This window comes from Rhizobium sp. LC145, assembly GCF_001005825.1.
Classification (GTDB): Bacteria; Pseudomonadota; Alphaproteobacteria; order Rhizobiales; family Rhizobiaceae; genus Neorhizobium.
The window spans coordinates 349,574-373,337 of sequence record NZ_LBHV01000002.1 but is presented as its reverse complement, the minus strand read 5'-3'; the positions used below and the strand labels follow the sequence as shown (position 1 = coordinate 373,337).

Below are 23,764 nucleotides of genomic sequence, written 5' to 3'. Positions count from 1 at the left end.
CGAAACTCCTTTTCGTTCAGATGATGGCGCCGCCCGGTCGGCCGGACAGCGCCCGGTTTATCAAAGCGTTGCCCCGACCTTGCGCAGTTCGGCAAGCACCGGTGCCTTGGGCAGCCAGATCTTGTCGTATTCGGCGATGATCTTGCCGGCATCGGTCACCTGGACCTCCTTGATGTCGATCGCCTTGCCGAATTCCTCGAGGAGCTTGCCTTCGTTTGCGACTGTCGCATCAATTTGCTCGTCGAGCGCGGCCTTCGTGAGGCGGGTGATCAATTCGCGATCGGCGGCGGGCATCCCCTGCCAGACCCGGCCGGAAGCAAGCGCCACGCAGGGCATGAAGATGGCGTTCATCTTCAGCATGGTCTTTGAGACCTTGTCGAAGCGCTGGTTCCAGGAGAAGTCGAGATCGGCTTCGAGGCCGTCCACCTGGCCGTTCGACATGGCATCGAATACGGCAGGGGTCGGGATCGGCGTCGGGGCGGCTCCAAGGAGCTGATAAAAGTCGCGGTAAGCGGGCGTGGTATTGATGCGGAGCTTCATACCGTTGAGGTCTTCCAGGCCACCGATCTCTTTTGCCGTGAAGACGACACGCATCGTGGTGATGCCCCAGGCAAGGCCGATCGTACCGGTTTCCGCGGGGAGCACGTCAAGCAGGCCCATGGCGACCGGCTCGCGCACGAGCTTCGCCACCTTGGCCGTGGAATCCACCACCCAAGGCGCGTTGATCGCGGCGACGGCGGGAATGCGCGAGCCGAGCTCGGCGGTCATGATCCAGCCGAGATCGAGCGAGCCTGCCTGCATCTGCTGCAGCATCGCCGCTTCCGTGCCGAGCTGGTTGGCGGGGAAGACCGCGATGTCGAGGCGACCCTTGGTCTCGGCCTTCAGCATCTCGCCGACCTTCAGCGCGGCATTGTTCCAGGGATGCCCCGGCGGCGTGGTGATGCCGAGCCGAAGTGTCTTTGCTTCCTGGGCACGAAGGACGGTGGGGACGGAAAGCGCGGCTGCGCCGAGGGCTGCTGTATGGATGAACTGTCTGCGGGTAATCGTCATGGCGTTGTTCCTCTGGAGTTTTATTTTTACGACTGATTCAAGAAGAAGGTAGACAGGATCGGGAAGATCGAGAGCAGGACGAGAAGCACGCAGGCCGCGAAGAAGAACGGCAGCGTGACGATGAACATCTTGCCCGGCTTTGCTCCTGTCACCGCAGACGCCACGAAGAAGCAGAGACCGACCGGTGGCGAGAGAAAGCCGAGCACGAGATTGACCACGGCCACGACGCCGAAATGAACCGGGTCGATGCCGTAGACTTCGGTGGCGATGGGCAGAAGGATTGGCACTGTCATGATGAGCCCCGGTGCGCCGTCGATAACCGTGCCGATGACCAGCAGGATGACGTTGACGAGAAGCATGAAGGTAATCGGATCAGACGCGATTGTCTGGACCCAGGCGGCGACCTTCTGGGGCACCATGCCGTAGACCAGCACCCATGAGAACACGGCAGCGGCGGCAACCAGGAATAGGACGACGGCCGAGTAGATACCGGCACGCAGCAGCATTTTGGGAAGCTGCGCGAAGCTGAGTTCGCCGATCCAGTAGCGCCCGACCAGTACCGCCGCGATCACCCCCACGGCGGCTGCCTCGGTCGGATTGGCGATGCCGGCCATGATTGAGCCGACGATGATGAGCGGGATAAGGAGCGTCGGCAGCGCATCCGCAATGACGCGGAGGCGTTGCCCGAGCGTCATGCGTTCGCCGCGCGGGTAATTGTAGACGAAGCCCATCAGCGCGATGACGATGCAGAAGATGATCGTCAGAAGGATGCCGGGCAGCATGCCGGCCGCCAGCATGTCGCCCACCGGCACCTGCGCCAGCACGCTGTAGACGACGAACATGATGGAGGGCGGAATGATCGGGCCAAGCATGCCGGCATAGGCCGTCAATCCGGCCGAGAATGTCTTGTCGTAACCCTTCTTCTCCATTTCCGGCACCATCATCTGCGCCATAATGGCGACCTGCGCGGTGGCCGACCCAAGAATGGAGGCGACGAACATATTGGCGAACAGGTTCACATAGGCAAGCCCGCCACGCATGGCCCCGATGAAGGCCATGGTCATGTCGATGATCCGTTTCGTGATGCCGCCGCCGTTCATCACCTCGCCGATCAGGACAAAGAGCGGGATGGCGATCAGCCCGTAATTATCGACGCCGCCGAAGAGCTGAACCGGCAGGCTCTGGAAGAGTAGCGTGTTTCCGCTGGCAAAGATGTAGACCATGCTGGCAATGCAAAGGCAGAGCCCGATCGGCACGCCGACCAGCATCAGGACGAGAAAGGCGGCAGAGGTCACCATCAGTTCACGCTCTCCGCGTTCGAGAAGTCCGGACGACGGCGACGCGGGGAAAGCCCTGCGTCCTCGGCGAGATTGGCAAGCGTGTGGATCGTCATGCTGACAGCAAAGAGCGGAAGCACCAGGCTGACCATCCAGGTCGGCCAGCCGAGGGTCTGTGTATGCTCGGTATAGAGGAAGTTGAAGCTCTGCCCCGCATAGGCCTTGGCATCGAAACCGGCTGCGGCGATGCCGAGCGGGTCCATCCAGTTCCAGCACATTACCGCAAGCGCAATGGCGAAGGCTGTGCCGAACAGGCTGGCAACCGCCTGTAGACGCCGCGCATTCACCACCGAGAGTTTGTCGCTGAGAAGTGTTACGGAAAAGTCGAGCCTGAGCCGCGTCAAGGCGGAGGCGCCGATGAAGGAAAGCCACACCATTGCGTAAACGGCTGCTTCATCCACCCAGTAGAGCGGCGTACCGGAGTAACGGGTCACCACATTGAGCAGGATAAGAGTGAGAAGCAGCGCCATCAGGCCGCCGACAAGCACCTTCTCACAGGTAAGAACCGCTTCCGAAACGGCGATGATCGCACGGATGGGCCAAGCCGCCGTCCCCGGCGGTGATAGCTGATCTGACATTCCTGTTCCCTTTATTTTGGTATAATGTAGATTTTATACATTTGATGAGTCAACTGGCTTTTTAATCAATTTCGTGTAGCGGGAAACGTCATGACCTCACCTCTCAAGCACCGCACCCTTTCGGGCGCACTCATCAACGAGATCCGCCAGGCAATCCTTTCTGGACGCTATGCGGCAGGAAGCCAGTTGCGGCAGGATGCTCTTGCCGAGGCCTATGGGGTTAGCCGCATTCCGATCAGGGAAGTACTGTTCCAGCTCGAGGCCGAAGGGCTGGTGAAGATCCTGCCGCAGAAGGGCGCGATCGTTTCTCAACTGTCGCGAGAAGAGATCGACGACGTCTTCGATCTACGCATATTGCTGGAACCGCGCCTGTTCCTGGCCTCGGCTCCGAAGCTCATCCAGGAAGATTTCGATCGCCTCGACGAGAAGCAGGCGACCTATGTGAGGGCAATCGCCGGCGGCCAGATAGACGAATATGGCAGGCTCAACGCGGAGCTTCACATGGCGATGTATCATCGAGCGAACATGCCGCGTACGCAGCAGATCGTCGCGTCGCTGTTGCAGACCAGCGATCGCTATACCCGCGTGCAGCTATCGAGCGAGGCGGCCATGGCACGCGCGATGACGGAGCATGGCGAGCTGATAGGGCTATGCCGGTCCCGTGATTTCGAGCAAGCCGCCGGGCTTCTGGCCGACCACATCGCGGCGGTGCGCAAGGATCTGATTGCCGTGCTGGAGGGCTCCGGGACGTAATCCTAGGATTGGCGGGCAGAAGTCGGTCATGTCTGTCGTTGTCGGCCAACATTCTCTATTGTCAGCCAACGAACCACTTCAATCCGATCTCGCCGCGCATTAGAACAGTTACGCGCTGCCATCCATGCAGCCGGCAATCGTCGATGTGTCCTGAGGGGGTGCGTGTGAAGGCAAAGATCGGATTAAGGGAGGTTGCCCAAAATGCCGGCGTCTCTCTCAGCACCGCTTCCCATGTCCTGAACGGGACCGCACCAATTTCCCTCGAGGTCCGTGATCGCGTCCTGAATTCCGCGCAAAGGCTGGGCTATCTGGAGCGCAGGAAAAGCCGCGCGACCATTGCAACCCTTCGCACCATACTGCTTGCGATCACTAGTGAGGCGGCCCCGCATAGCGATCTCAACCTGGTCAGTTGGACGATGCTGAACGGCCTCAGGCAGGAATGCGAGCGCCGCAGCATCAGGATCATTCCCTTTGTCAGTGCCGGCAACCGGATCGATCCCGCGGAGGTCCGGCGGATCGCTCAGGCTGAAAATGTCGATGGCATCGTTGTCCTCAACGATGACCGGCCCGAGCTTATTCGCGCGCTTGCGCAGGCAAGGACGCCGTTGGTGATCCTCAACGGCGAGGATCCCTCGATGCTTGTCGACACGGTCACCGGTGAAAACCGCTTCGGTGCCCGCCAGGGCATAGAACATCTTATGGCGCTCGGGCACCGCCGCATCCTGCATCTTACCTGGAAAGGCCGAACCACCATCCGCCGGCGATATGACGGTTATGCGGATGCCTATCTGGCTGCAGGCCTTTCCCTGCCGGTGGACATGGTCGTGGAAGCAGACGGTTTCGAGCCTGTGCAGGGGGAGCGAGCGATCCGGGAGCTGTTGGCTACGGATCCAATATTGAAGGGTGCAACGGCAATCTTTTGCGCTGCGGACAATCTGGCGCTCGGCTGCCTCAAGGCACTTGCCGTCGCTGGACTGCGGGTGCCCGAGGACATCTCGGTGCTCGGCTTCGACGATATCGTACGGGGTGAATTCAGTTCACCGCCGCTGTCGACGATACACCTGCCGGTCGAGCATCTCGGAGCGGCCGCTCTCGGTCTGCTCGAACAGCGGCTGATCGCCAATGATCCGCTGCGGCCGGCGCATCGGCTGGAGCTCGGCTGCAGGCTTGTCCTGCGGGGCAGCGTGGCACCGCCCCGCGACTGAACTTACTTCATGCCCGTCCCGGCAATGCCGGTGGTTATGTACTTCTGGAGGAAGAAGAAAACGATGGTGACCGGCAGAAGGCTCAGGAAGGTCATCGCCAGGATATAATGCCACTGGACCGAAAACTCGCCTTGGAAGGCATTGAGCCCGACCTGCAGCGTGAAGTTTTCGCGGCTGCTCAGCACGATCAGCGGCCAGAGGAAGTCGTTCCAGCGCCACAGGATCGAGAAGATCGCGAGAACCGCGAGCGCCGGCGCGGTCAATGGCAGAATGATGCGCCAGAAGATGCGGAATTCACTCGCCGCATCGACGCGCGCTGCTTCTATCAACTCGTCCGGGATGGTCAGCATGTATTGGCGCAGCAGGAAAACGCCGGTGGGAGAGGCGATCGTCGGAATGATGATACCCCACAGATTGTCCACCAGCCCCACGCCGACGACCACGAGATAGGCCGGCACCATGACCACCGTCAGCGGGATCATCAGCGTCGAAATGATAAGCACGAAAATCGCCTTGTCGCCGCGGAAGCGATATTTCGACAGAGCAAAGGCAGCCAGTGCATTGACGATGAGCGTCAGGATGGTTGCGACGAAAGTGACGAAAACCGAGTTCTTGAGAAAGGTCAGGAAGTCGAACTTCGTCAAAGGATCGGTGTAGTTCTCCGTCGCGGCGGTAAGCTGCTGGACCGGCGAAATATCCTTCACGTCGATGCTGACCGGTTTGCCGGGCTCATTCGGATCGACCATCTGGGCCTTGAGGCCGATGCGACGGACCATCGCCATCTCGCGGGTCTCTCCGTCGACTGTGACCTTCCAGAGGCTGAGCGGGTTTTCAAAGCCGGTGACGGTTTTCTGGACGGCTGCTCTCGGCAGCAGCGTCGGTGGAAAACGCGTGATCTCCGCTTCCGGCTTCAGCGAGGAAAGCCCCGCCCAGGCAACCGGGATAAGGACCGCAAGCGTCCCACCAATCAGCCACAACCAAGAGAGGATGTCGGTCACGCCGACACGTCCGGGCCGGCGCGTGCGGGTCAGGAAAGCGACGGGATCGAGGCTGGTCGACATGGAATCACGACTCCATCCTGCGGCCAAGCCGCAACTGTATGAGCGTCAGTATGAGCAGGACGACACCCATCAGCACCGAGGCGGCCGAAGCCAGTCCGAACAGACGCAGATCGCTGCCGAAGGCCATCTGATAGATATACTGGACGATGAAACTATTGGCCGTGCCGGGACCGCCGCCATTCGTCAACACCCAGGCCTCGTCGAAAATCTGCACCGATCGGATCATCAGCAGGATGAGCACGACCAGAAGGTTCGGGCCGAGAAGCGGCAGCGTAATGCGCAGCAGCGTCCGTCTCGGAGAGGCCGCGTCGATCGCGGCAGCCTCGTAGAGATCCTTCGGGATGGCCTGAAGGCCGGCGAGAAGGATCAATGTATAGAACCCCATATGGAACCAGACCGAAACCACGACCACGAAGAACCGCGACCAGCCTACATCCAGCAAGAAGATTTCCGGTGGAACGCCAAGCATTTGCAGGAAAGCGTTGAGAAGGCCGTTGCGATCCAGGAACCATTTCCAGATGAGGCCGATGACTACGGGCGACAAGAGAACGGGATAGAAGAAGACGGCGCGGAAGAAGCCGCACGCCGCAATCGCCCGATTGAGGATCAGCGCGGTGACGAGTGCCACGAGAAGCGTCGCCGCCACGTTGAAGCCGACGAACCACAGGGTGTTCCATATCGCTGTCCAGAACAGGGATTCGCGGCAGCTACCGGGGCTCGAGTAGTCCTCGCAGGCTAAGAGTTGGCGGAAATTGTCGAAACCGACGAACGGCCGGTCGGCAACGAAGAGTTCCGTTCCCCCCGTGAAGGCATAACCGACCGCAATCGCAATCGGCAGGAATGTGAATATGCCGAAAAGCACGAGATTGGGCGCCAGGAACAGATAAGGCATCCGCTTCCTGCCAAAGAGCCACTCAAACCCGTTGATCGGCGCCTCGACCAACCGCATGACGAAATCGAGCGTCCGGTCGGCCAGGGTCGCTATCCTAGGCGTGCTCATGAACCCTCCTTGGCTCCTCGACGGCCCGCGGCAGGGCAAGACCCGTGTCGGGGTCGAAAACGTGCAAGCGCTCCGGCATGGGCATGAGGAACAAGCGCCCCCCTGCCTTCGGAGCAAAATGACCGGCCTGATGGATGATGATCTGCTCGCTCTGGCCGTCGAGGGTTCCATAGACATAGGTCTCGGTGCCGAGGCTCTCGTGATATTGAACGATGAACGGCAGCCCTTCCTCCTGAGACAACGTGAAGTGAGCCGGACGTATGCCGGCCAGCACGGGCTGACCTATCCTGGCGCCGGCGGGATCGAGTTTTGCAGGCAAGGCGATCCTGTAGCCCACGTCGATCGCCACAGAACCGTCTTCGATGGCGGTCACCGTTCCCTTCAGCATGTTCATTCGGGGCGAGCCCAAAAAGCCGGCCACGAACAGGTTGCGGGGATTGTCGAAGAGTTCGAGCGGTGTTCCCACCTGCTCGATCCGGCCACTGTTCAGCACCACGATCTGGTCGGCCATCGTCATGGCCTCGACCTGGTCGTGGGTCACATAGATCATCGTGGTCTTGAGCTCGCGGTGCAGTCTGGTGATTTCCGCACGTGTCTGGACGCGCAGGGCCGCATCGAGATTGGAGAGCGGCTCGTCGAAGAGGAAAATATCTGGATTGCGCACGATCGCGCGGCCGATGGCAACGCGCTGCCGCTGGCCGCCCGAAAGCTGCCTCGGCTTCCGGTCCAGATAAGGCTCGATGGCCAGCATGCGCGCCGCTTCCTGAATCCGCGCTTCGATCTCGCTGCGCTTGAATTTGAGGTTTTCCAGGCCGAAGGCCAGGTTCTTGCGCACGCTCATATGCGGATAGAGCGCATAGGACTGGAAGACCATGGCAATCCTGCGCTCGGCGGGCGAAAACCGGCCGACATCGCGGCCGCCGATCTCAATGCCGCCGGCGGAAATGTCCTCCAGCCCGGCGATGATCCTCAAAAGCGTAGACTTGCCGCAACCCGACGGCCCGACGAAGACGACGAACTTTCCGTCCTCTATGGTCAGGTTGATGTCGTGCAGCACGGTCAGCGCGCCGAACGCCTTGTTCACACCGGTAAGTTTCAGTTCTCCCATACCCTGCTCCCGCCAGGTTCAATTCGCTTGATGAAGGACGTTTGCATTCCACCTCTCAGGCAGCGGCTCAGGCCTTTCAATATGCACCTCGTCCATCCAAAGGTCCTTCATGCCCTTGGTGAAAATGGCGGGTAGGCCATCCGGATAATCGACAATCCCGATCACCTTTCCATCGGCTCCCCTCGTCCAGGCGTTCGCGCGGCCGACCGCATCCAGGCTCGGCGCGATGTCCGCATGGGTCGGTCTCAGATCATAGCACGAGGCTGTACCCAATTGGCCGGCCGCTTGCCGGAGCCTCAGGCGCGACAGCCGGACATTTTGGAGACCGGCGGCAGAGGTCGCGACGAGCACGATCGCCCCTTCCATGCGCCCGCTCAAATCCTCGACGATCAGGTTCTCCACCGCACCGGCCCGACGTTCCGGCACGCGGTCGACCACGGTCACGGTCAATGCTTCGCCCGATCCCCAGAAGCCGTCGAGCGTTTCGTGGCAGTCCACGTCGATCCGCGAAAAGCGGATGTTCGAAATGCGCCCACCGTCGCGTGAGAACAATCCAAGTCCGCGGTTGGAATTGCGGATGCGGCAATCCTCGAAAACGACATTGGTGAAATCGCCGTGTGATTCCGTGCCGATCTTCAGTCCGCAGCTTTGGCTTTCTATCGTGCATCGGCGAACGACAATGTTCTCGCAACTGCCTATGGCGCCGCCGTTCGGCGCCATGCTCGTTTTGAGGCATATGCCGTCGTCCGCGGTCGAGACTACGCAATCCTCGATGACTGCGCCCCGGCAGGCATCGAGCACGATGCCATCGGTATTGGGGAGGCGGCGATTGTTGGAGACCGTCACGCGGGAGACATGCACATCCTCGCAATTGACGAAATGCAAGGTCCACATTGGGGAGTCGATGACTTCGATATCCTCCAGGCGAACGTCCTTACAAGCCTCCAACACGAGGACCCGCGGACGAAATTCGGCAGGGATGTAGGTGCCCATTGCCTGGTCGTCGCCGGCGATGAACCCCTCCCCGCCCGCCTCGATCCGTCCATGCCCGGTCAGGGCAATATCCACCTCATTCCTTGCAGTGATGATCCCGCGGTCCGATTTTTCGGCAATTACCGAAACCGTCGTTGCGGAATAAGCCTCGTAATCAGGAACGGGCCGCAGGACCGCCCCCTCGGGCAAGTGAAGTTCAACGCCAGATTTCAACCGAAGCCCCCGGATGACGTGAATGCCGGGGCATAACTCGACCCGTCCACCCCCGAGCGCTGAGACCTCGTCTATGGCTGCCTGTATATGCAAGGTCGCCTCTTCCTGCCGGGCCGGAATGGAATGGGAAATCCTCCGCGTCATACCTTTCCCTCCTTTTCCAGCAATACCTCGGTGAGCAGCAGCATGGTCAGCGCTTGCCCGTAGGGTGTCGGCAGGTTCGGGATGCGGCGATAGAATTCAAGATCATGCCCCATGGGGGTACCGTCCGAGACGCCCTCCACGACCCCTTCTTCATCGATATGGGCAAGCACTGCGGAGAGCGCCCGCTCGGCATTCTCACGATCTGCGGCATCGAGAATGCCCGCCTGGACGCCACGCAGGATACCGTATGCGATACCGGCTGTGGCCGAGGTCTCCACGGGCGAGGTCAAATCATCGACAAGCGTGTGGAACATGCCGTCAAGCCGCTGGAAGTCCTTCAGCGAGCGGACCTGACTTGCCAGGACATTGGAGAGGAAACGCTTGTCCTTCTCGTCGAGATCCGGAACGAGCTCAAAGAGTTCGGGAATGGCAACGGTGATCCAGGCGTTGCCACGTGCCCAGAAGGCCTTGGCGAAATTGTGCCGGCCGATGAAGGTCCAGCCATGATACCACAGGCCGGTCACCGGATCGGAAAGATAGCGCGTATGCACCATGAACTGGTAGACCGCCTCGTCGATCCAGTCGCGCCTTCCGCATACGACGCCGGCGCGGGCCAGGAAAAGGGTGGCCATGAACAGCGTGTCATCCCAAAGCTCGCCCTCGTTCAGCCGTTCCTTGACGACGTGCTGGAAGCCGCCATCCTCGGTCTTGGGAAGTTTGCGGACAAGCCAATCCGCCCAATCCTCCACGAGCGCGCGGAAATCCGGCCGGTCGACATGCTCGATCAGGATGGCGAGCGGCAGCATGGGAGCCGTGCTGTTGATCTGTCGCGGCGGCAGGCCTCTTTTTATCTGCCAACTATACCAATCGACGAGATCGTCGAGCGCGCGACGATCACCGGCGGCAAGCGCCCGCCGCAGGAAGCCGTAAAGCCCAACCCCGACCTCCCAGTCCCATTCATCGAACTGGATACCCCTGCCTGCATCCGTGCCGGCAAGACCTTCCTTGATGCCCTTGAGGCGACTGAATGCCGCCGCTACCCGGTCGATCGTGTCCTGCAAGGCCGGCTTGGTGAGGGTCATCGCATCCATCGGTTTGATTGTCCTTTACGCATAGAAGGGATGGTCGGTTGAGCCATCTGCCTCCAGGCTGTCATAGGTCAGGCTCGGCACCGGCCGGTCATGAAGGAAAGGCTTGGGTTCATCGCCCACGGTGAAGACCCCGGAATAGGCAAGTTTCAGCGTTGCCCGTCCGGGCGGAGTGAGGGAAAGCATTCGGCTTTCGGGTTCGAAAGTGACGCGCGTTGCCCGGATCCGCTCGATGAAGCGCTGGAAGGCAGCGTCGTCTCCGGCGCCGACGATAGCCGCCCAGCCGGTCAGCGTTCCGTGCGAGCGTATCTCCCGCCCGGCCGTTGCGCCTTGAGCGACGAGCTCGAGCCCGTTCGTCGCGTGGAGGGCTGCAAAGCCACGCCCGGACCAGGTCACGAGCCAGCCGCCTTCAAGGATGACTTCATCGAGACCGTCACGGCCGATATAGGCATGGGTCCAGGCGTTGCGGGCATCTTTCGTATCGGCAATGAGCAAGGCCACGTCGCGATATTGCATGACGCGCGGCAGAATGCCGTTACCGGCCCAATAGGAGGGGCGCTGCGTGCCCCAAGGGTCATCCTCGCCGGGATGGTTGATCCAGAGTCTTGCCATCGGATGGCCAGCCAGGCGAATGTCGAGCACGTGTTGCTGGTGCCCCTTCCCGCCCGTCTTGTGATCGACCACCGTGGCAAGTTGCGAGGCCTCGGTCTTGAACAGCACGAGCCGGGCCTCTTCGAGGCCTTGCGTATAGCGCGCCTCGATTGCCCGTCCCGGCGTCAATTGGGCCAATTCAATAAGGTCGGAGGGCGGCTCATAGGTGCCGGCGCAGAACATCGGCAGCGAAGCCACCCCACCGTTCAGCCACCCGTCGCCGAAGGCCACCCTTGCGAAAGGAGCAAGCTCCGTCAGAGGGCCTGCTCGCAATTCCTTGTCATAGGCGCGCCCTTGCGACCCCGCCGGCACTCCCGCCAGCGTATGCAGCGCGACCATCCGGAAAATGCAGTCGAGTTGGTGCCTGGCTCTTGCCGCGATCGCCGGTTCAGCCCACCGCTCCAGAGCAAAGAGACCTATGAAATCAATCGGATAGTAGGCAGCGGAATTCCATTCTGCCAGACCATGCGCTTCGACGCTGTCGAACCAGCGATGCAGCCGCTGCGTCGCGAGTTCAGCCTGTTCGCGCCCTTTCCTGCCGGAAGCCGAAAACGATTCCTCGGGCAGGAGCCTGCCTGCGATCAGTTGGCTTGTGTGGAAGCACAGGGCATGGTTTTCGCTCCAGAACCACATGACATCGTTGCCGGGTTCGTCCACCCAATAGCGGTAGCCGAGAATGGAGGCACGGATCCGCTCCACGATGACGGGCGGCAGCAAATGCCCATAGTCTCCAAGGAGCCAAAGAAGCGGCACCATGACGAAATCGGAACAATCCTCGCGCTTGTCGATGGACCGCAAGGTCGCGTCGACGATGCGCTCCATGACCTCATGATCGATTTCACCGCGCGCAGCCATGGCCAGGACGCGCCCGATGCGCTCGGCGCCGAAGCGGGCGCTGAAAGCCAGAGCTTCCCGTTTCCGCTCGAAAAGCAATGCCGGGGCGGAAGGCGTGAGTTCGCTCAGAAAAGCCGCGTCTATGTTGCGCGTAACGGTTCCGGCACCGGAACCGAGCTTGAGCCTGATGCCGTGATATCCGTCAGGAATCCCCGCGATATCGTCTGCCCTCAGTCGTGTTTCGGTCGCATGGAGTTTCAGATCGGCACTGGCGAGGATAGCCCGGTCATGGCCGTGACTATAGACCTCGACGTGGACGGGCAGGTCGGAGCCAGGCGGACTGTCGAAGACGATTTCCAGCGGCTGGTTCACGAAAACATCGAGGGCCGGACGGATGCCCCGCACCAACAGTTCCAGCTGCCTCACCTCTTCCCGGTCCAGGGCAACCGGCAGGACAACCGTCAGAGGCTCCGGGTCCGCCAGTTCCAACTCGAAGAACCAGATCGTATCGCGTTCCGCGAGATCCTCAGTCAATACGAGGATCTCGTTGTCGCCAGCCTTCAGCCTCAAACGAATATCCGTTTCGCTTTCGACATTCCGCAGGAAAGGTTCGAATCGCGCTTGTTCCAAGCCATTTACCCAGATGCGCATCCCGCCGCAGGTTTTCAGCCGCAGAAGAAGCTCGCGTTCCCGCTCGCTGCGGAACGTTCCCCGTAGCCAGCGGCTGACATGCGTGGGCACATGCCAGAAGCTCGTGAACTCGACGCGCCGATTTGAGCCGGGAAGATTAAGGAAGGAAGACTGCCAATCCGTTCGGGGGGAGATGTCACGCCCCACCATCTTTGCCCAGAATGCCTTGCGGCACGGCAGATCGCCGACATCCACGAAACCGTTGATGAAGCGATAATTCACGCGATCCTCCGCCAACGCGGGCACGCCCGGGAAATATTCCTCGGTGAGATCGGAAACCACCCAGGCCGTGATCGTCTCGCCAGGGCGGACGGTAGAGGTCGGATCTGCCGGATCGCTGTCGGCGCAAGCCGCTTGCTGCATTGGATCGCCTCCCGTCGATCTATGAAAATATTTTCACTACAATTCAGGAACAATTTTCACATGAAGACTGCTCCTCGTTTTTAGAGACGAAACAGCTTGACGTTTACGTTGTCAAGTATCAAAAAGAGATAAATCGAGAATGGCGCCGATGGAGGCGATCTCGATTTATGAAAATATTTTCATTGGGAGGATGAAAATGCAGAAACTTCTTACGGGGATCAGTGCGTTCGTTTTCGCAGCGATTTCCCTTTCAAACGCCGCATTGGCGCAAACCAAGACCATCACCTTTCTCTTCACGGATGACGACCAGAGCTATGTCGAGCACATGGCCGCCCTGAGTAAGGAATTCGAGGCCTCGCATCCGGACATCAAGGTCAACTTCGTGTCCTCGGGCTATGACGCCGTGGCAAAGCAGTTGCCGGTTCAGTTGGCCGCAGGCAAGGGCCCCGATCTCGCCAAGATCACCGATTGGCAGCTCGCGCCATACTACCTCGATATGCGCCGCTACATGAAGGATCCGGAGGCCTATACCGAGCTGCACGGCGCCAGCCTCGATCAGCTTCGCCTGCCGGGCGTGAACGATCCACAGTCGATCAACGGCTACGTCGCCTCACAGACGCTCAACCTGCCTTTCATCAACAAGACGTTGTTCGAGCAGGCGGGCGAACCGTTGCCGAGACCGAACGCTACGCTGAAGGAGATCGTCGAAGCTTCCGCGCGCGTCGCCAAGGCAACCGGCGTGCAGATACCCTTCACGATGGACCGCTCAGGTCATCGCTTTTCGGGCGGCGCCTATTCCTACGGCTCCACTTACGTCAAGGACGGAAAGTTCAATTTTCCCGATGAAGCGGCCCGCAAGTACATCGCAGACCTCTACGCCTGGACGCAGGACGGCAGTTTCCCCAAGGAGATGTGGGGAGCGGCCGGCGGCTCGCAATACAAGAATATGGGCGACGAATTCGTCAACGGCAATGTCGTGACCTATCTTGCCGGCAACTGGATGGTGAACCCGTTCCAGAAGAAAATCGGAGATGCCTTCGAATGGACGGCCATCAATGCTCCCTGCGCCGACGCGGGCTGCTATGCGATGCCCGGCGCCACTGCGATCGTCGGCTTCAAGCGCACGGAACACCCCGAAGCGGTCGCCCAGTTTATCGAGTTCCTCGGCTCGGAAAAAGTCCAGCGTGAGATCGCCGAGACCTATGTCATCCTCACGGGCGCGGATATCAGCGACCCGCAATACAAAATCTCCAACGAGGACGCCAAGGCTTCCATGGCCGTATTTCTCGACAACAGAAAGAACGTGCCTCAGGCCGCGCGGGAATTCGAACGCATGAAGGGCGGCACTGCCGTTTACCAGCAGATCGTGCAGCGCATGAGCCAGCTGATCGTCGGCGAGCTCAGCCTCGAGGAGACCTACAAGAACCTCGAAGCGGATGTCGCCAAGATCAACGAAGCGCTTGCCACCAAGTAACCTCCCGAGAAGGATACCGCGGGGAGTACCCAGTTCCCCCGCGGTATCTGGATTGAGTGAGGCTTGGGGCGGAATGGGCGCCCTAAGCGCTTGCTTATGTTGGACATGAGGAGGCGGAGCTTGCCGAGAAGCTCCAGTCTCTCTGAGCGATAGGATATGTTGCTATAACTCACGATTGCCCGTATATTGAGTTATAGAAACGCGACCTATAGCTCATGACATGGAATTGGACACAGGAAGCCTGGCCGCGATTCAGCTATGACGCGGCCGCTTTGGAACACTTTGAGAACCGGTTCCTCCTAGTCTCAGGGGAAGTGATCGGTGCTGTTCGGCATGTCAGCGATGATGAACGCGATCTGCTACGCATCGAACTTTTGAGCGAAGAGGCGGTAAAAACGTCGCAAATCGAAGGCGAGATGCTCGATCGATTGAGCGTCCAATCTTCCTTGCGAAGGCAGTTTGGCCTTGACGCCGATAGTCGACCGGTGCGACCGCAGGAACGCGGGATCGCTGAAATGATGGTTGGCGTCTATGACACCTGGGCCATTCCGCTCAATCACCAAACCCTGTTTCACTGGCACAACATGCTGATGGCAGGAAACCGCCATATCGGAACTATCGGCGGATACCGGGCTCATGATGATGCCATGCAGATTGTCTCCGGCCGCCACGACAAGCCTATCATCCATTTTGAAGCTCCACCATCAAGACAAGTGCCTGAAGAAATGACGGCCTATGTCGAGTGGTTCAATAAATCATCACCGGGTGGGGCGCTCCCCCTGCCGCCACTGACACGCGCCGGCATAGGCCATCTATATTTCGAAAGCATCCACCCATTTGAGGACGGGAATGGCAGAATTGGCCGCGCCCTTGCCGAAAAATCCCTTGCGCAGAATATCGGACAACCCAGCTTGATCGCGCTTGCCTATACGATAGAGCGGGATCGAAAAGCCTACTACGATCAACTCGAACGGCACCAGCGGACGCTCGATATCACCGATTGGCTGGTCTACTTTGCCGAGACCATCCTGAAGGCGCAGCAAACGACCATCAAGCGAATTGCCTTTTATATCGAGAAGGCAAAGTTCCATGACCGATTCCGCGGCCAATTCAACGAGCGACAGGAAAAGGTTGTCGCCCGCATCTTCCGTGAAGGCCCCACAGGGTTCAAGGGCGGCTTGAGCGCTGAGAATTACATTTCCATCACGCGTACCTCCCGGGCGACAGCGACCCGCGATCTTCATGACTTGGTTCAAAAGGGTGCGTTAACGCGGACCGGCGAACGCAGGCACACGCGCTATGCCCTGAACCTGCCGGCTATCAAGAAGACTGAGTAGCCCATGGCGGACAAGTATCCGCTGTATGATCCATATGTGAATGTCCCTTCGCAGGCGAAGTTGCTAACCGCCTCGCACCGATCCGCGCCAGATCAGTTCCGCTTCGAGCTTGTGCGAATTCGCCTCCGTCTGGGAGGGCTGCGCGAGCCAGGCCACCGCCTCGGCGGCGATGCGCTCCACCGGCTGCGCGAACGTCGTGAGATTGTAGGATGACCACGAGGCCTGCTCTATGTCGTCGAAACCGATCACGCAAAGTTCCGAAGGAACAGCGAGATTGAATTGATGCCTGGCGGCATCCATCAGCCCGCAGGCCAGAAGATCGCTGGCGCAAAAGATCGCATCCGGCCGCTTCTCGCGCGTCAGCAGGCGCTGCGCCACGATTGCGCCGCTCCGGTAAGAGGTCGGGCCGTAGCGTTCCACCACCACCTCGATGCCATGCGCCCGCCCGGCCTCGCGAAAACCTTCCTCCCGCGCCATCAGACTGGGCGTCATCGCGGCGGAGTTGGCGAATGCGAAAGTCTGGCAACCCGCCCGCTGCAAGGCAATGAAGGCGCGGCGGGCCGCTTCCCGGTCGTTCAGGTTGATGAGCAGCGGCCCCTCGCGGTCTTCGTCGCGATTGATCAGCACCAGCCGCTGTCCGTTCTTCAGGCACAGATCGGTGATCGACTTGTCCGGCATGCCCGAAAGAATGATGGAAGCATCCGCGCGGTATCGGATCGCCTGCCTGAGTGCCAGATCGACGCTGTCATCGGACCGGTCGGTATTGATTACCATGGCAATCTTAGCGACACTCTGCAATTGCTGCGTCAGGGCTTTGAGAAGGCGCGCCCGATAGGGGGTGTCGAGTTCGGAGACGATGAGGCAGACAATGCCGCTCTCGTTTCGCATGAGCCCGCGGGCGAGATGATTGACATGGTAGCCGAGCGCCTCGGCCGCTTCGACCACGCGTCGCCGAGTCTCCTCCGAGACACTGGCGCCAGGCGTGAAAGTACGCGAAACTGCTGACCGGGAAACACCCGCCCGATCGGCGACCTCCTTGGCGCTGACGAAGACCTTGCGGCTCATGGTGGGCTCCCTCCCGATCCGGTTCATGCATCTTTTTGCAAGCGAGTGCAATAAATTGATGACAGTCCGCCGCTTCATTTCCGAAATTCTTCAGAAATTTATTATTGACAACCTCCTCACTCGCATGGAACCATTGCACACGCTTGCAAAAAGCGGGTGATGTGGAGGCGTCGCCAAATCTGGGAGGATCATCATGCGCCTGGCTATGTTGGCAGGAGCCGCGTTGGCGGCTGGCCTGACGTCGAATGCAGCGGCAACTCGAGCCGCCGAAGAGCTTAACCTTATCTGCTCCGCCGACGTGGTAATCTGCGAGCTGATGCAGGGCATGTTCCAGAAGGAAACCGGAATCCAGGTCAACATGGTGCGCCTGTCCTCTGGTGAGACCTATGCGAAAGTCCGCGCCGAGGCACGTAATCCCAAAACCGATATCTGGTGGGCCGGAACGGGTGATCCGCATCTGCAGGCCGCTTCCGAGGGCCTGACGCAGGAATACAGGTCACCCCTCCTCGACGAGCTTCAGGACTGGGCGAAGAAGCAGGCCGAAAGCTCGGGCTATCGGACGGTCGGCGTTTATGCCGGCGCGCTCGGCTGGGGCTACAATACCGAGCTCTTCAAGTCCAAGAACCTCAATGAACCGAAATGCTGGGCCGATCTGCTCGACCCCTCCTACAAGGGCGAGATCCAGATGGCCAATCCGAATTCCTCGGGAACGGCCTACACCGCGCTCGCCACCCTCGTGCAGATCATGGGCGAGGACCAGGCTTTCGACTACCTGAAGAAGCTGAACGCCAATATTTCCCAGTATACGAAATCGGGTTCCGCGCCGGTGAAGGCCGCAGCGCGTGGCGAAACGGCTATCGGCATCGTCTTCATGCATGACGCCGTCGCCCAGACGGTCGAAGGCTTCCCGGTCAAATCCGTGGCACCTTGCGAAGGCACCGGTTACGAGATCGGTTCGATGTCGATCGTCAAGGGCGCCCGCAATCTTGAAAATGCAAAGAAGTGGTACGACTGGGCGCTGCGAGCCGACGTGCAGTCGCACATGAAGGAGGCGAAATCCTTCCAGCTCCCCTCCAACAAGAGCGCCGATGTACCCAAGGAAGCCCCCAAATTCGAAGAGATCAAGCTGATCGACTATGATTTTACGACCTACGGCAATCCCGATACCCGCAAGAGGCTGCTGGAGCGTTGGGATAGCGAAATCGGGGCCAATGCCAATTAATGAGGGGAGCGTAAGTGCCGGGCCCCTCCACGGAGGGGCCCGGCAAACCTGATGCAATTCAGCTCCGTCGAGGTCGCAGCCGCCATGTCCAACCGCAATCGCAGACTCGATTTCGCTTTGGCTCTCGGTGCCGCAGCGATGATCCTGCTGCCGTGGTATAGGATAGAGCGGGGCTTTTTCTCCTTTTCCTGGATTGCGGAATTCCTGACCGATGCCGCCGCGGTCCCGGCGGTGGCGCAAATCTTCGGGCAAGGCCGCTGGTGGCTGCTTGCGGCCCTCTTTGCAGTAGTGCTGGCGGCGGTGGCGCGTTTCGTGACCGATCCCGAACGGCGCAGCAGGCTGCTCGTCTCAGCCGGCGCGGTCGGCATCGGCTTTCTTGCCCTTCAAGGCCTTGCGATCGGCCTGACGGGATGGAACTGGAGCATCAGCGAAACGATCTTCGGACCTTTGAGGGATGGACAGCCATCGATGGGAGCAGGCGCTGTCCTTCTGGCGGTGACATTCGTGCTGATCCTGTCCTTCGGCCTTGCCGAGCGCGGCGTCATGAAGGGGGATGCTTTCGTCACCGCGACCATCTCGCTTCTGATCTTCCTCGTCACCGTGTTCGTTTTCTATCCGATCGCCAGCATGTTTATCGCCGCCTTTCAGGATTTCGACGGCTCGGTGAACTTCTCGGGCTTCACGCGCAATTTCCTCGACCCGTCGATCTGGAGCCTCGATTGTCTTGCCGGGGGGACGCGTTGCGGTATTGCATGGCGCACGCTTTGGCTTGCGATCATGACGGCGTCGGCCTCCACCCTGCTCGGCCTTGCATTCGCGCTCGTCGCCACCCGCACGCACTTTCCCTTCAAGAAGGGTCTGCGCCTGCTGACCATTCTGCCGATCATCACGCCGCCCTTCGTCATCGGCCTTGCGCTGACACTGCTGTTCGGGCGCGCGGGTATCGTCACCCAGGGGCTTTCCGGCTTCTTCGGCATCGAACCGAGCCGCTGGCTCTACGGCCTCACCGGCATCTGGATCGCCCAGGTGCTTTCCTTCACGCCGATTTCCTTTCTGGTTCTGATCGGGGTGGTGGAAGGTGTCAGCCCATCCATGGAGGAAGCCTCGCAGACGCTGAGGGCGAACCGCTGGCGCACCTTCTGGCGCGTTTCCCTGCCCTTGATGAAGCCGGGCCTGGCCAATGCCTTCCTGATCGGCTTCATCGAGAGCATGGCCGATTTCGGCAATCCGCTGGTGCTCGGCGGCAGCCATGGCGTCCTTTCGACCGAGATATTCTTCGCCGTCGTCGGATCGCAGAACGACCCCGCGCGGGCAGCCGTACTTGCCATGATCCTGCTCGGGTTCACGCTTTCGGCCTTCCTGGCGCAGAGGCTCTGGCTGGCAGGCAAGAACTTTGCAACGGTTACCGGAAAGGGCGACAGCGGCGCTAATATTGCGCTGCCTCGCCCGCTCTCCGTCGCAGTCCATGCGGTGGTAATCCCCTGGATGATCTTCACGCTGGTGGTCTACGGCATGATCCTGGTCGGCGGGTTCGTGAAGACCTGGGGCCTCGACAACACGCTCACCATCGACCACTACGCCCGCGCCTTTTCGGTGACAGTGCGCGACGGTGCTCTCGTATGGACCGGCGTCGCCTGGAACTCCTTCTGGACCACGATGAAGATCGCGCTGATCGCAGCACCGCTGACGGCGGCGGTCGGGCTTGCGACAGCCTACATCATCGTAAGGCAACGCTTTGCCGGCCGCGAACTTTTCGAGTTCGCGCTGATGATGAGCTTCGCTATTCCAGGAACGGTCATCGGCATCAGTTATATCATGGCCTTCAATCTGCCGCCGCTCGAAATGACGGGCACGGCGCTCATTCTTGTCGCCTGCTTCGTCTTCCGCAACATGCCGGTCGGGGTACGCGGCGGGATCGCGGCGATGAGCCAGCTCGACCGGTCTCTCGACGAGGCCTCCATGACCCTCAAGGCGACGAGCTTCCGGACGATCCGAAAGATCATCATGCCCTTGCTCAGGCCAGCCATCACGGCAGCGCTCGTCTATTCCTTCGTGCGTGCCATCACCTCGGTCAGCGCGGTCGTCTTCCTCGTCAGCGCCCAGTACAACATGGCCACCTCCTATATTGTCGGGCTGGTCGAAAACGGCGAATACGGGGTGGCGATCGCCTATTCCTCCATGCTGATCGTCGTGATGATCGCGGTCATAGCCGGCTTCCAGCTTCTGGTCGGCGAACGTCGATTGAGGCGCGAGAACCGCGTCGCCGGCCTTGCCCGCCCCAACGCGCCCGCACTCACGCAGGAGAAAGCCGCATGATCGAGAAGCCCGGCTCCGTCGTTTTTCAGAACGTCCGCAAGATGTTCGGCGCGTTCACTGCCATTCACGATCTTTCATTGACGGTGGAACCCGGCACGCTGGTAACGCTGCTCGGGCCCTCCGGCTGCGGAAAGACGACGACCCTGCGCATGCTCGCGGGCCTGGAGCATCCGACATCCGGCCGTATCTTCATCGGCGGCAAGGACGTGACCATGCTGCCGGCTAACGAGCGGGATGTCTCGATGGTCTTCCAATCCTATGCCCTTTTCCCACACATGAACTCGCTGGAAAACGTCGCCTATGGGCTGGAATCCTCCGGCCTCGGCCGCAGGCAAGCAAGGCAGAAGGCCGAGCATGGCCTGGAACTGGTGGGGCTCGCGGGCATGGGCGGGCGGCTGCCCTCCGAACTTTCCGGCGGTCAGCAGCAGCGCGTCGCCGTCGCCCGCGCGCTCGTGCTCGAGCCGCAGGTCCTTCTACTGGACGAGCCGCTCTCCAATCTCGATGCCCGATTGCGCCGCCGTGTGCGCACGGAAATCCGTGAATTGCAGCAGCGCCTGCAGTTCACGGCCGTCTACGTCACGCATGACCAGGACGAAGCTCTTGCCGTCTCCGACCACATCGTCGTGATGAAGGACGGCAATATCGCACAGCAAGGCGGGCCGAGGGATCTCTATGAGGCGCCGGCCTCGGCCTTCATCGCCGACTTCATCGGCGAGGCCAATGTGGTGCCCTGCGAGATCCTGGACGTGGATGGCGCAGAGGCGACGATCCGCATCGCCGGCTTGAACCACAAGGTGCCTTCGCGCGGGGCAAGGCCCGGCCGCGGCAAGCTCGCGGTGCGCCCCAATTCGATCACTGTCGAACCCGCCGAAAGCGCCGCATTCGCCGGCCGCATCAGCCATGCGGCCTATCTCGGCGATCATATCGAATACGAAGCGGAAACGGACGACGGCAGGCTTTTCATCGTCGACCACTCCGTGGAGCGGCCGCTCGCGCCGGGCACGCAGGTGGCGATCGGACTCAGGAACCGCGGCATCGCGATCATAACGGAATAAGCACATGCTTGAGATCACCGAACGGTCCGTCAAGGATACAAACGAAAACACCGTCAAGCGCCACCGCCTGGCGCAGGAGATCGCGATTGAGGCGGGACGGGTCGCGCTTGAATATTTTCGCAACCGCGAGAGCCTCGTGGTTGAGACGAAGAACAATCCGCAAGATCTTGTTTCCATTGCAGATCGCGAGGTCGAAAACCTCATCCGCGCCCGGATCGCGGCCATATTGGCAGAGGATGGTTTTCTTGGCGAAGAGTCCGGCTTGGTGCATGGCAGCTCCGGCTATACTTGGGTCGTCGATCCGATCGACGGAACGAGCCCCTTCATCAACGGCATGCCGAACTGGTGCGTGTCGATCGCCGTCCTTCATGAAAACAGGCCGGTGGTCGGGGTGATCTACGTGCCCTGCTATGACGAGCTCTACTCCGGCGCATCCGGCTTCGGCGCGACGCTGAACGGCAAGCCGCTGAAACTCGACGCTTCGAAAAACATTCGCAATGCCGTGACCGGGATCGGCGCCAACCATCATGTCCGGCCCGACATCGTCGGCAAGATGGTCAAGGATCTTTTGGAAGGCGGGGGCAATTTCGTCCGGATCGGATCGGGAGCGCTGACGCTTGCCTATGTCGCCGCCGGCCGGCTGGTCGGCTATTACGAGCCCCATATGCATGCCTGGGATTGCCTGGCCGGCTATTGCCTGGTGCAGGAAGCCGGCGGCTGGCATCTGCCCTTCCCCGTGGAGGGAGACGGGCTGACCACCGGTTCCATGGTGCTTGCGGCCGGCCCCGGCGCGGTCGCCGATCTTCAGCGGCTCGCCGGAATCTGAGAGCGGCCGCGGGGAGAAACTGAAGGAATGCCGTCGTCTCGAAGGCTGCGGTCATGTTCATGAAAAGGGAGGAACAATGTCCATGAAAGTCATTCTCGCATCGGCAATCGCCGCAACAACCTCGCTCCTGATGGCGTCCAGTGCCATGGCGGTGACGGAAATCCAATGGTGGCACGCCATGACGGGTGCCAACAACGAGGTGGTCGACACGCTCTCCAAGGAGTTCAACGAGAGCCAGTCCGAATACAAGATCGTGCCCGTCTTCAAGGGCACCTATCCCGAAACGCTGAATGCCGGCATCGCCGCCTTTCGCGCCAAACAGCCGCCGCATATTATCCAGGTTTTCGACGTGGGCACCGGCGTCATGATGGGAGCACAGGGCGCGATCGTGCCCGTGGCGGAAGTGCTCGAAAAGGGCGGCTACACCTTCGACAAATCGCAATACTTGGCCGGCATCGTCGCCTACTACTCGAAGCCGGACGGCACCATGCTGTCCTTCCCCTATAATTCCTCGTCGCCGATCCTCTATTACAACAAGGATATCTTCCAGAAGGCCGGCCTCGATGCCGCCAACCCGCCGAAGACCTGGCCGGAGGTCTTTGAAGCGGCGCGCAAGATCAAGACGAGCGGCGCGGCACCCTGCGGCTTCACCTCCACCTGGCTGACCTGGATCCAGACGGAGAACTTCGCAGCGTGGAACAACGTCGCCTATGCCAATCACGAAAACGGATTGGGCGATACCGACGTCGAGCTCGCCTTCAATTCCGAACCCTTCGTGAATCACTTCCAAACGATCGCAGATCTCGCCAAGGATGGTGTCTTCCGCTACGGCGGGCGCACGTCCGAGGCCAAGCAGCTCTTTTTGTCGAGCGAATGCGGCATTCTGACCGAGTCTTCCGGCGGGCTTGGCGATGTCGTCAAGAGCGGCATCAATTACGGCATCGGCCAGCTCCCCTATTATGAAGGCGAAGGCCGGCCGCAGAATACGATCCCCGGCGGGGCGAGCCTTTGGGTCTTCGGCGGAAAGAGCGACGCGGAATACAAGGGCGTCGCGGAGTTCTTCAACTTCCTCTCGCAGACCGATATCCAGGCGCGGCTTCACCAGGTTTCCGGCTATCTGCCGGTCACCATGGCTGCCTATGAGGAGACCAAGAAATCCGGCTTCTACGAGAAGAACCCCGGTCGGGAAACGCCGATCCAGCAGATGATGGGCAAGGCACCGACCGAGAATTCCAAGGGCGTGCGCCTCATCAACCTGCCGCAGGTCCGCGACATCATGAACGAGGAGTACGAAGCCATGCTCGCCGGCCAGCAGGACGCCAAGGCCGCCCTCGACAAGGCGGTCGAGCGCGGCAATGCGGCCATCCAGCAGGCGCTCGGCAACTGACATGATCCGTGGCC

19 protein-coding genes are annotated in these 23,764 nt (G+C 60.4%); 9 read left to right on the top strand and 10 right to left on the bottom strand.

Annotated features, from left to right (window positions below):
* Positions 1–60 precede the first annotated feature (60 nt).
* Genes YH62_RS06475 through YH62_RS06465 form a run of 3 tightly spaced genes read right to left on the bottom strand, consistent with a single transcriptional unit; the run spans position 61 to position 2,965 of the window.
* On the bottom strand, positions 61–1,050 hold the full coding sequence (locus YH62_RS06475; protein ID WP_046793353.1) for a TRAP transporter substrate-binding protein: 990 nt from the start codon (positions 1,048–1,050) through the stop codon (positions 61–63).
* Positions 1,051–1,076: 26 nt separating this feature from the next.
* Positions 1,077–2,348 carry a TRAP transporter large permease gene (locus tag YH62_RS06470; RefSeq protein WP_046793352.1) on the bottom strand — a complete coding sequence of 424 codons (1,272 nt, stop codon included), beginning with the start codon at positions 2,346–2,348 and terminating at the stop codon, positions 1,077–1,079.
* A complete protein-coding gene (locus tag YH62_RS06465; protein ID WP_046793351.1) occupies positions 2,348–2,965 on the bottom strand; it encodes a TRAP transporter small permease in 618 nt (205 codons plus the stop codon). The genes YH62_RS06470 and YH62_RS06465 overlap by 1 nt, the downstream gene beginning before the upstream one ends.
* 90 nt (positions 2,966–3,055) lie before the next feature.
* Here YH62_RS06465 and YH62_RS06460 point away from each other — a divergent pair, with 90 nt between their 5' ends.
* Positions 3,056–3,718, top strand: a complete 663-nt coding sequence (locus tag YH62_RS06460; RefSeq protein ID WP_046793350.1) for a GntR family transcriptional regulator — start codon at positions 3,056–3,058, stop codon at positions 3,716–3,718.
* A 143-nt stretch (positions 3,719–3,861) separates the two neighbouring features.
* Positions 3,862–4,923 (top strand): LacI family DNA-binding transcriptional regulator, encoded by a 1,062-nt coding sequence (locus tag YH62_RS06455; protein ID WP_046793349.1) that lies wholly within the window; start codon positions 3,862–3,864, stop codon positions 4,921–4,923.
* 2 nt (positions 4,924–4,925) lie between these two features.
* Here YH62_RS06455 and YH62_RS06450 read toward each other — a convergent pair whose 3' ends face one another.
* The 6 genes from YH62_RS06450 to YH62_RS06425 are packed head-to-tail and all read right to left on the bottom strand — an operon-like array spanning position 4,926 to position 13,068.
* A complete protein-coding gene (locus tag YH62_RS06450; protein WP_046793348.1) occupies positions 4,926–5,984 on the bottom strand; it encodes a carbohydrate ABC transporter permease in 1,059 nt (352 codons plus the stop codon).
* A 4-nt stretch (positions 5,985–5,988) separates the two neighbouring features.
* Entirely contained in the window at positions 5,989–6,984 is a 996-nt protein-coding gene (locus tag YH62_RS06445; RefSeq protein WP_046793347.1) for a sugar ABC transporter permease, read from the bottom strand.
* Positions 6,971–8,092, bottom strand: coding sequence for a sn-glycerol-3-phosphate ABC transporter ATP-binding protein UgpC (gene ugpC, locus YH62_RS06440; protein WP_046793346.1), 1,122 nt, complete (start codon positions 8,090–8,092; stop codon positions 6,971–6,973). The genes YH62_RS06445 and ugpC overlap by 14 nt, the downstream gene beginning before the upstream one ends.
* 18 nt (positions 8,093–8,110) lie before the next feature.
* Positions 8,111–9,442 carry a glycoside hydrolase family 28 protein gene (locus YH62_RS06435; protein WP_046793345.1) on the bottom strand — a complete coding sequence of 444 codons (1,332 nt, stop codon included), beginning with the start codon at positions 9,440–9,442 and terminating at the stop codon, positions 8,111–8,113.
* The gene (locus YH62_RS06430; RefSeq protein WP_046793344.1) at positions 9,439–10,533 is read right to left on the bottom strand and encodes a glycoside hydrolase family 88 protein; all 1,095 of its coding nucleotides are present in this window, start codon (positions 10,531–10,533) and stop codon (positions 9,439–9,441) included. Before YH62_RS06430 ends, YH62_RS06435 begins: the two co-directional genes overlap by 4 nt.
* A 15-nt stretch (positions 10,534–10,548) precedes the next feature.
* Positions 10,549–13,068 (bottom strand): hypothetical protein, encoded by a 2,520-nt coding sequence (locus YH62_RS06425; RefSeq protein WP_046793343.1) that lies wholly within the window; start codon positions 13,066–13,068, stop codon positions 10,549–10,551.
* 196 nt (positions 13,069–13,264) lie between these two features.
* On the opposite strand from YH62_RS06425, the gene YH62_RS06420 reads away from it, so the two are divergent.
* Together YH62_RS06420 and YH62_RS06415 are read left to right on the top strand one after the other, a co-directional pair.
* On the top strand, positions 13,265–14,542 hold the full coding sequence (locus tag YH62_RS06420) for an ABC transporter substrate-binding protein (RefSeq protein ID WP_046793704.1): 1,278 nt from the start codon (positions 13,265–13,267) through the stop codon (positions 14,540–14,542).
* 215 nt (positions 14,543–14,757) lie between these two features.
* Positions 14,758–15,879, top strand: coding sequence for a Fic family protein (locus YH62_RS06415; RefSeq protein WP_046793342.1), 1,122 nt, complete (start codon positions 14,758–14,760; stop codon positions 15,877–15,879).
* 63 nt (positions 15,880–15,942) lie between these two features.
* Here the strand turns inward: YH62_RS06415 and YH62_RS06410 are convergent, their stop codons facing one another.
* Positions 15,943–16,944, bottom strand: a complete 1,002-nt coding sequence (locus tag YH62_RS06410) for a substrate-binding domain-containing protein (RefSeq protein ID WP_046793341.1) — start codon at positions 16,942–16,944, stop codon at positions 15,943–15,945.
* Between the two features lie 193 nt (positions 16,945–17,137).
* Here YH62_RS06410 and YH62_RS06405 point away from each other — a divergent pair, with 193 nt between their 5' ends.
* The 5 genes from YH62_RS06405 (at position 17,138) to ugpB (ending at position 23,750) form a co-directional block, all read left to right on the top strand.
* On the top strand, positions 17,138–18,166 hold the full coding sequence (locus YH62_RS06405) for an ABC transporter substrate-binding protein (RefSeq protein WP_046793340.1): 1,029 nt from the start codon (positions 17,138–17,140) through the stop codon (positions 18,164–18,166).
* Between the two features lie 84 nt (positions 18,167–18,250).
* A complete protein-coding gene (locus YH62_RS06400; RefSeq protein WP_046793703.1) occupies positions 18,251–20,482 on the top strand; it encodes an iron ABC transporter permease in 2,232 nt (743 codons plus the stop codon).
* Complete coding sequence (locus YH62_RS06395) at positions 20,479–21,537, top strand: ABC transporter ATP-binding protein (RefSeq protein ID WP_046793339.1); 1,059 nt, start codon at positions 20,479–20,481, stop codon at positions 21,535–21,537. The genes YH62_RS06400 and YH62_RS06395 overlap by 4 nt, the downstream gene beginning before the upstream one ends.
* A gap of 4 nt (positions 21,538–21,541) precedes the next feature.
* Positions 21,542–22,363, top strand: a complete 822-nt coding sequence (locus tag YH62_RS06390) for an inositol monophosphatase family protein (protein WP_082118263.1) — start codon at positions 21,542–21,544, stop codon at positions 22,361–22,363.
* 76 nt (positions 22,364–22,439) lie between these two features.
* Positions 22,440–23,750, top strand: a complete 1,311-nt coding sequence (gene ugpB, locus YH62_RS06385) for a sn-glycerol-3-phosphate ABC transporter substrate-binding protein UgpB (protein WP_046793338.1) — start codon at positions 22,440–22,442, stop codon at positions 23,748–23,750.
* The last annotated feature ends 14 nt before the right edge of the window (positions 23,751–23,764 follow it).

Bases quoted from the DNA above. Each gene is read 5' to 3' on its own strand.
- YH62_RS06435 (WP_046793345.1), bottom strand. From the start codon at position 9,442: ATGACGCGGAGGATTTCCCATTCCATTCCGGCCCGGCAGGAAGAGGCG.
- YH62_RS06460 (WP_046793350.1), top strand. From the start codon at position 3,056: ATGACCTCACCTCTCAAGCACCGCACCCTTTCGGGCGCACTCATCAAC.
- YH62_RS06415 (WP_046793342.1), top strand. From the start codon at position 14,758: ATGACATGGAATTGGACACAGGAAGCCTGGCCGCGATTCAGCTATGAC.
- YH62_RS06405 (WP_046793340.1), top strand. From the start codon at position 17,138: ATGCGCCTGGCTATGTTGGCAGGAGCCGCGTTGGCGGCTGGCCTGACG.
- YH62_RS06465 (WP_046793351.1), bottom strand. From the start codon at position 2,965: ATGTCAGATCAGCTATCACCGCCGGGGACGGCGGCTTGGCCCATCCGT.
- YH62_RS06445 (WP_046793347.1), bottom strand. From the start codon at position 6,984: ATGAGCACGCCTAGGATAGCGACCCTGGCCGACCGGACGCTCGATTTC.
- ugpC (WP_046793346.1), bottom strand. From the start codon at position 8,092: ATGGGAGAACTGAAACTTACCGGTGTGAACAAGGCGTTCGGCGCGCTG.
- YH62_RS06400 (WP_046793703.1), top strand. From the start codon at position 18,251: ATGTCCAACCGCAATCGCAGACTCGATTTCGCTTTGGCTCTCGGTGCC.
- YH62_RS06470 (WP_046793352.1), bottom strand. From the start codon at position 2,348: ATGGTGACCTCTGCCGCCTTTCTCGTCCTGATGCTGGTCGGCGTGCCG.
- YH62_RS06390 (WP_082118263.1), top strand. From the start codon at position 21,542: ATGCTTGAGATCACCGAACGGTCCGTCAAGGATACAAACGAAAACACC.
- ugpB (WP_046793338.1), top strand. From the start codon at position 22,440: ATGTCCATGAAAGTCATTCTCGCATCGGCAATCGCCGCAACAACCTCG.
- YH62_RS06475 (WP_046793353.1), bottom strand. From the start codon at position 1,050: ATGACGATTACCCGCAGACAGTTCATCCATACAGCAGCCCTCGGCGCA.
- YH62_RS06425 (WP_046793343.1), bottom strand. From the start codon at position 13,068: ATGCAGCAAGCGGCTTGCGCCGACAGCGATCCGGCAGATCCGACCTCT.
- YH62_RS06455 (WP_046793349.1), top strand. From the start codon at position 3,862: ATGTGTCCTGAGGGGGTGCGTGTGAAGGCAAAGATCGGATTAAGGGAG.
- YH62_RS06450 (WP_046793348.1), bottom strand. From the start codon at position 5,984: ATGTCGACCAGCCTCGATCCCGTCGCTTTCCTGACCCGCACGCGCCGG.
- YH62_RS06410 (WP_046793341.1), bottom strand. From the start codon at position 16,944: ATGAGCCGCAAGGTCTTCGTCAGCGCCAAGGAGGTCGCCGATCGGGCG.
- YH62_RS06420 (WP_046793704.1), top strand. From the start codon at position 13,265: ATGCAGAAACTTCTTACGGGGATCAGTGCGTTCGTTTTCGCAGCGATT.
- YH62_RS06430 (WP_046793344.1), bottom strand. From the start codon at position 10,533: ATGGATGCGATGACCCTCACCAAGCCGGCCTTGCAGGACACGATCGAC.
- YH62_RS06395 (WP_046793339.1), top strand. From the start codon at position 20,479: ATGATCGAGAAGCCCGGCTCCGTCGTTTTTCAGAACGTCCGCAAGATG.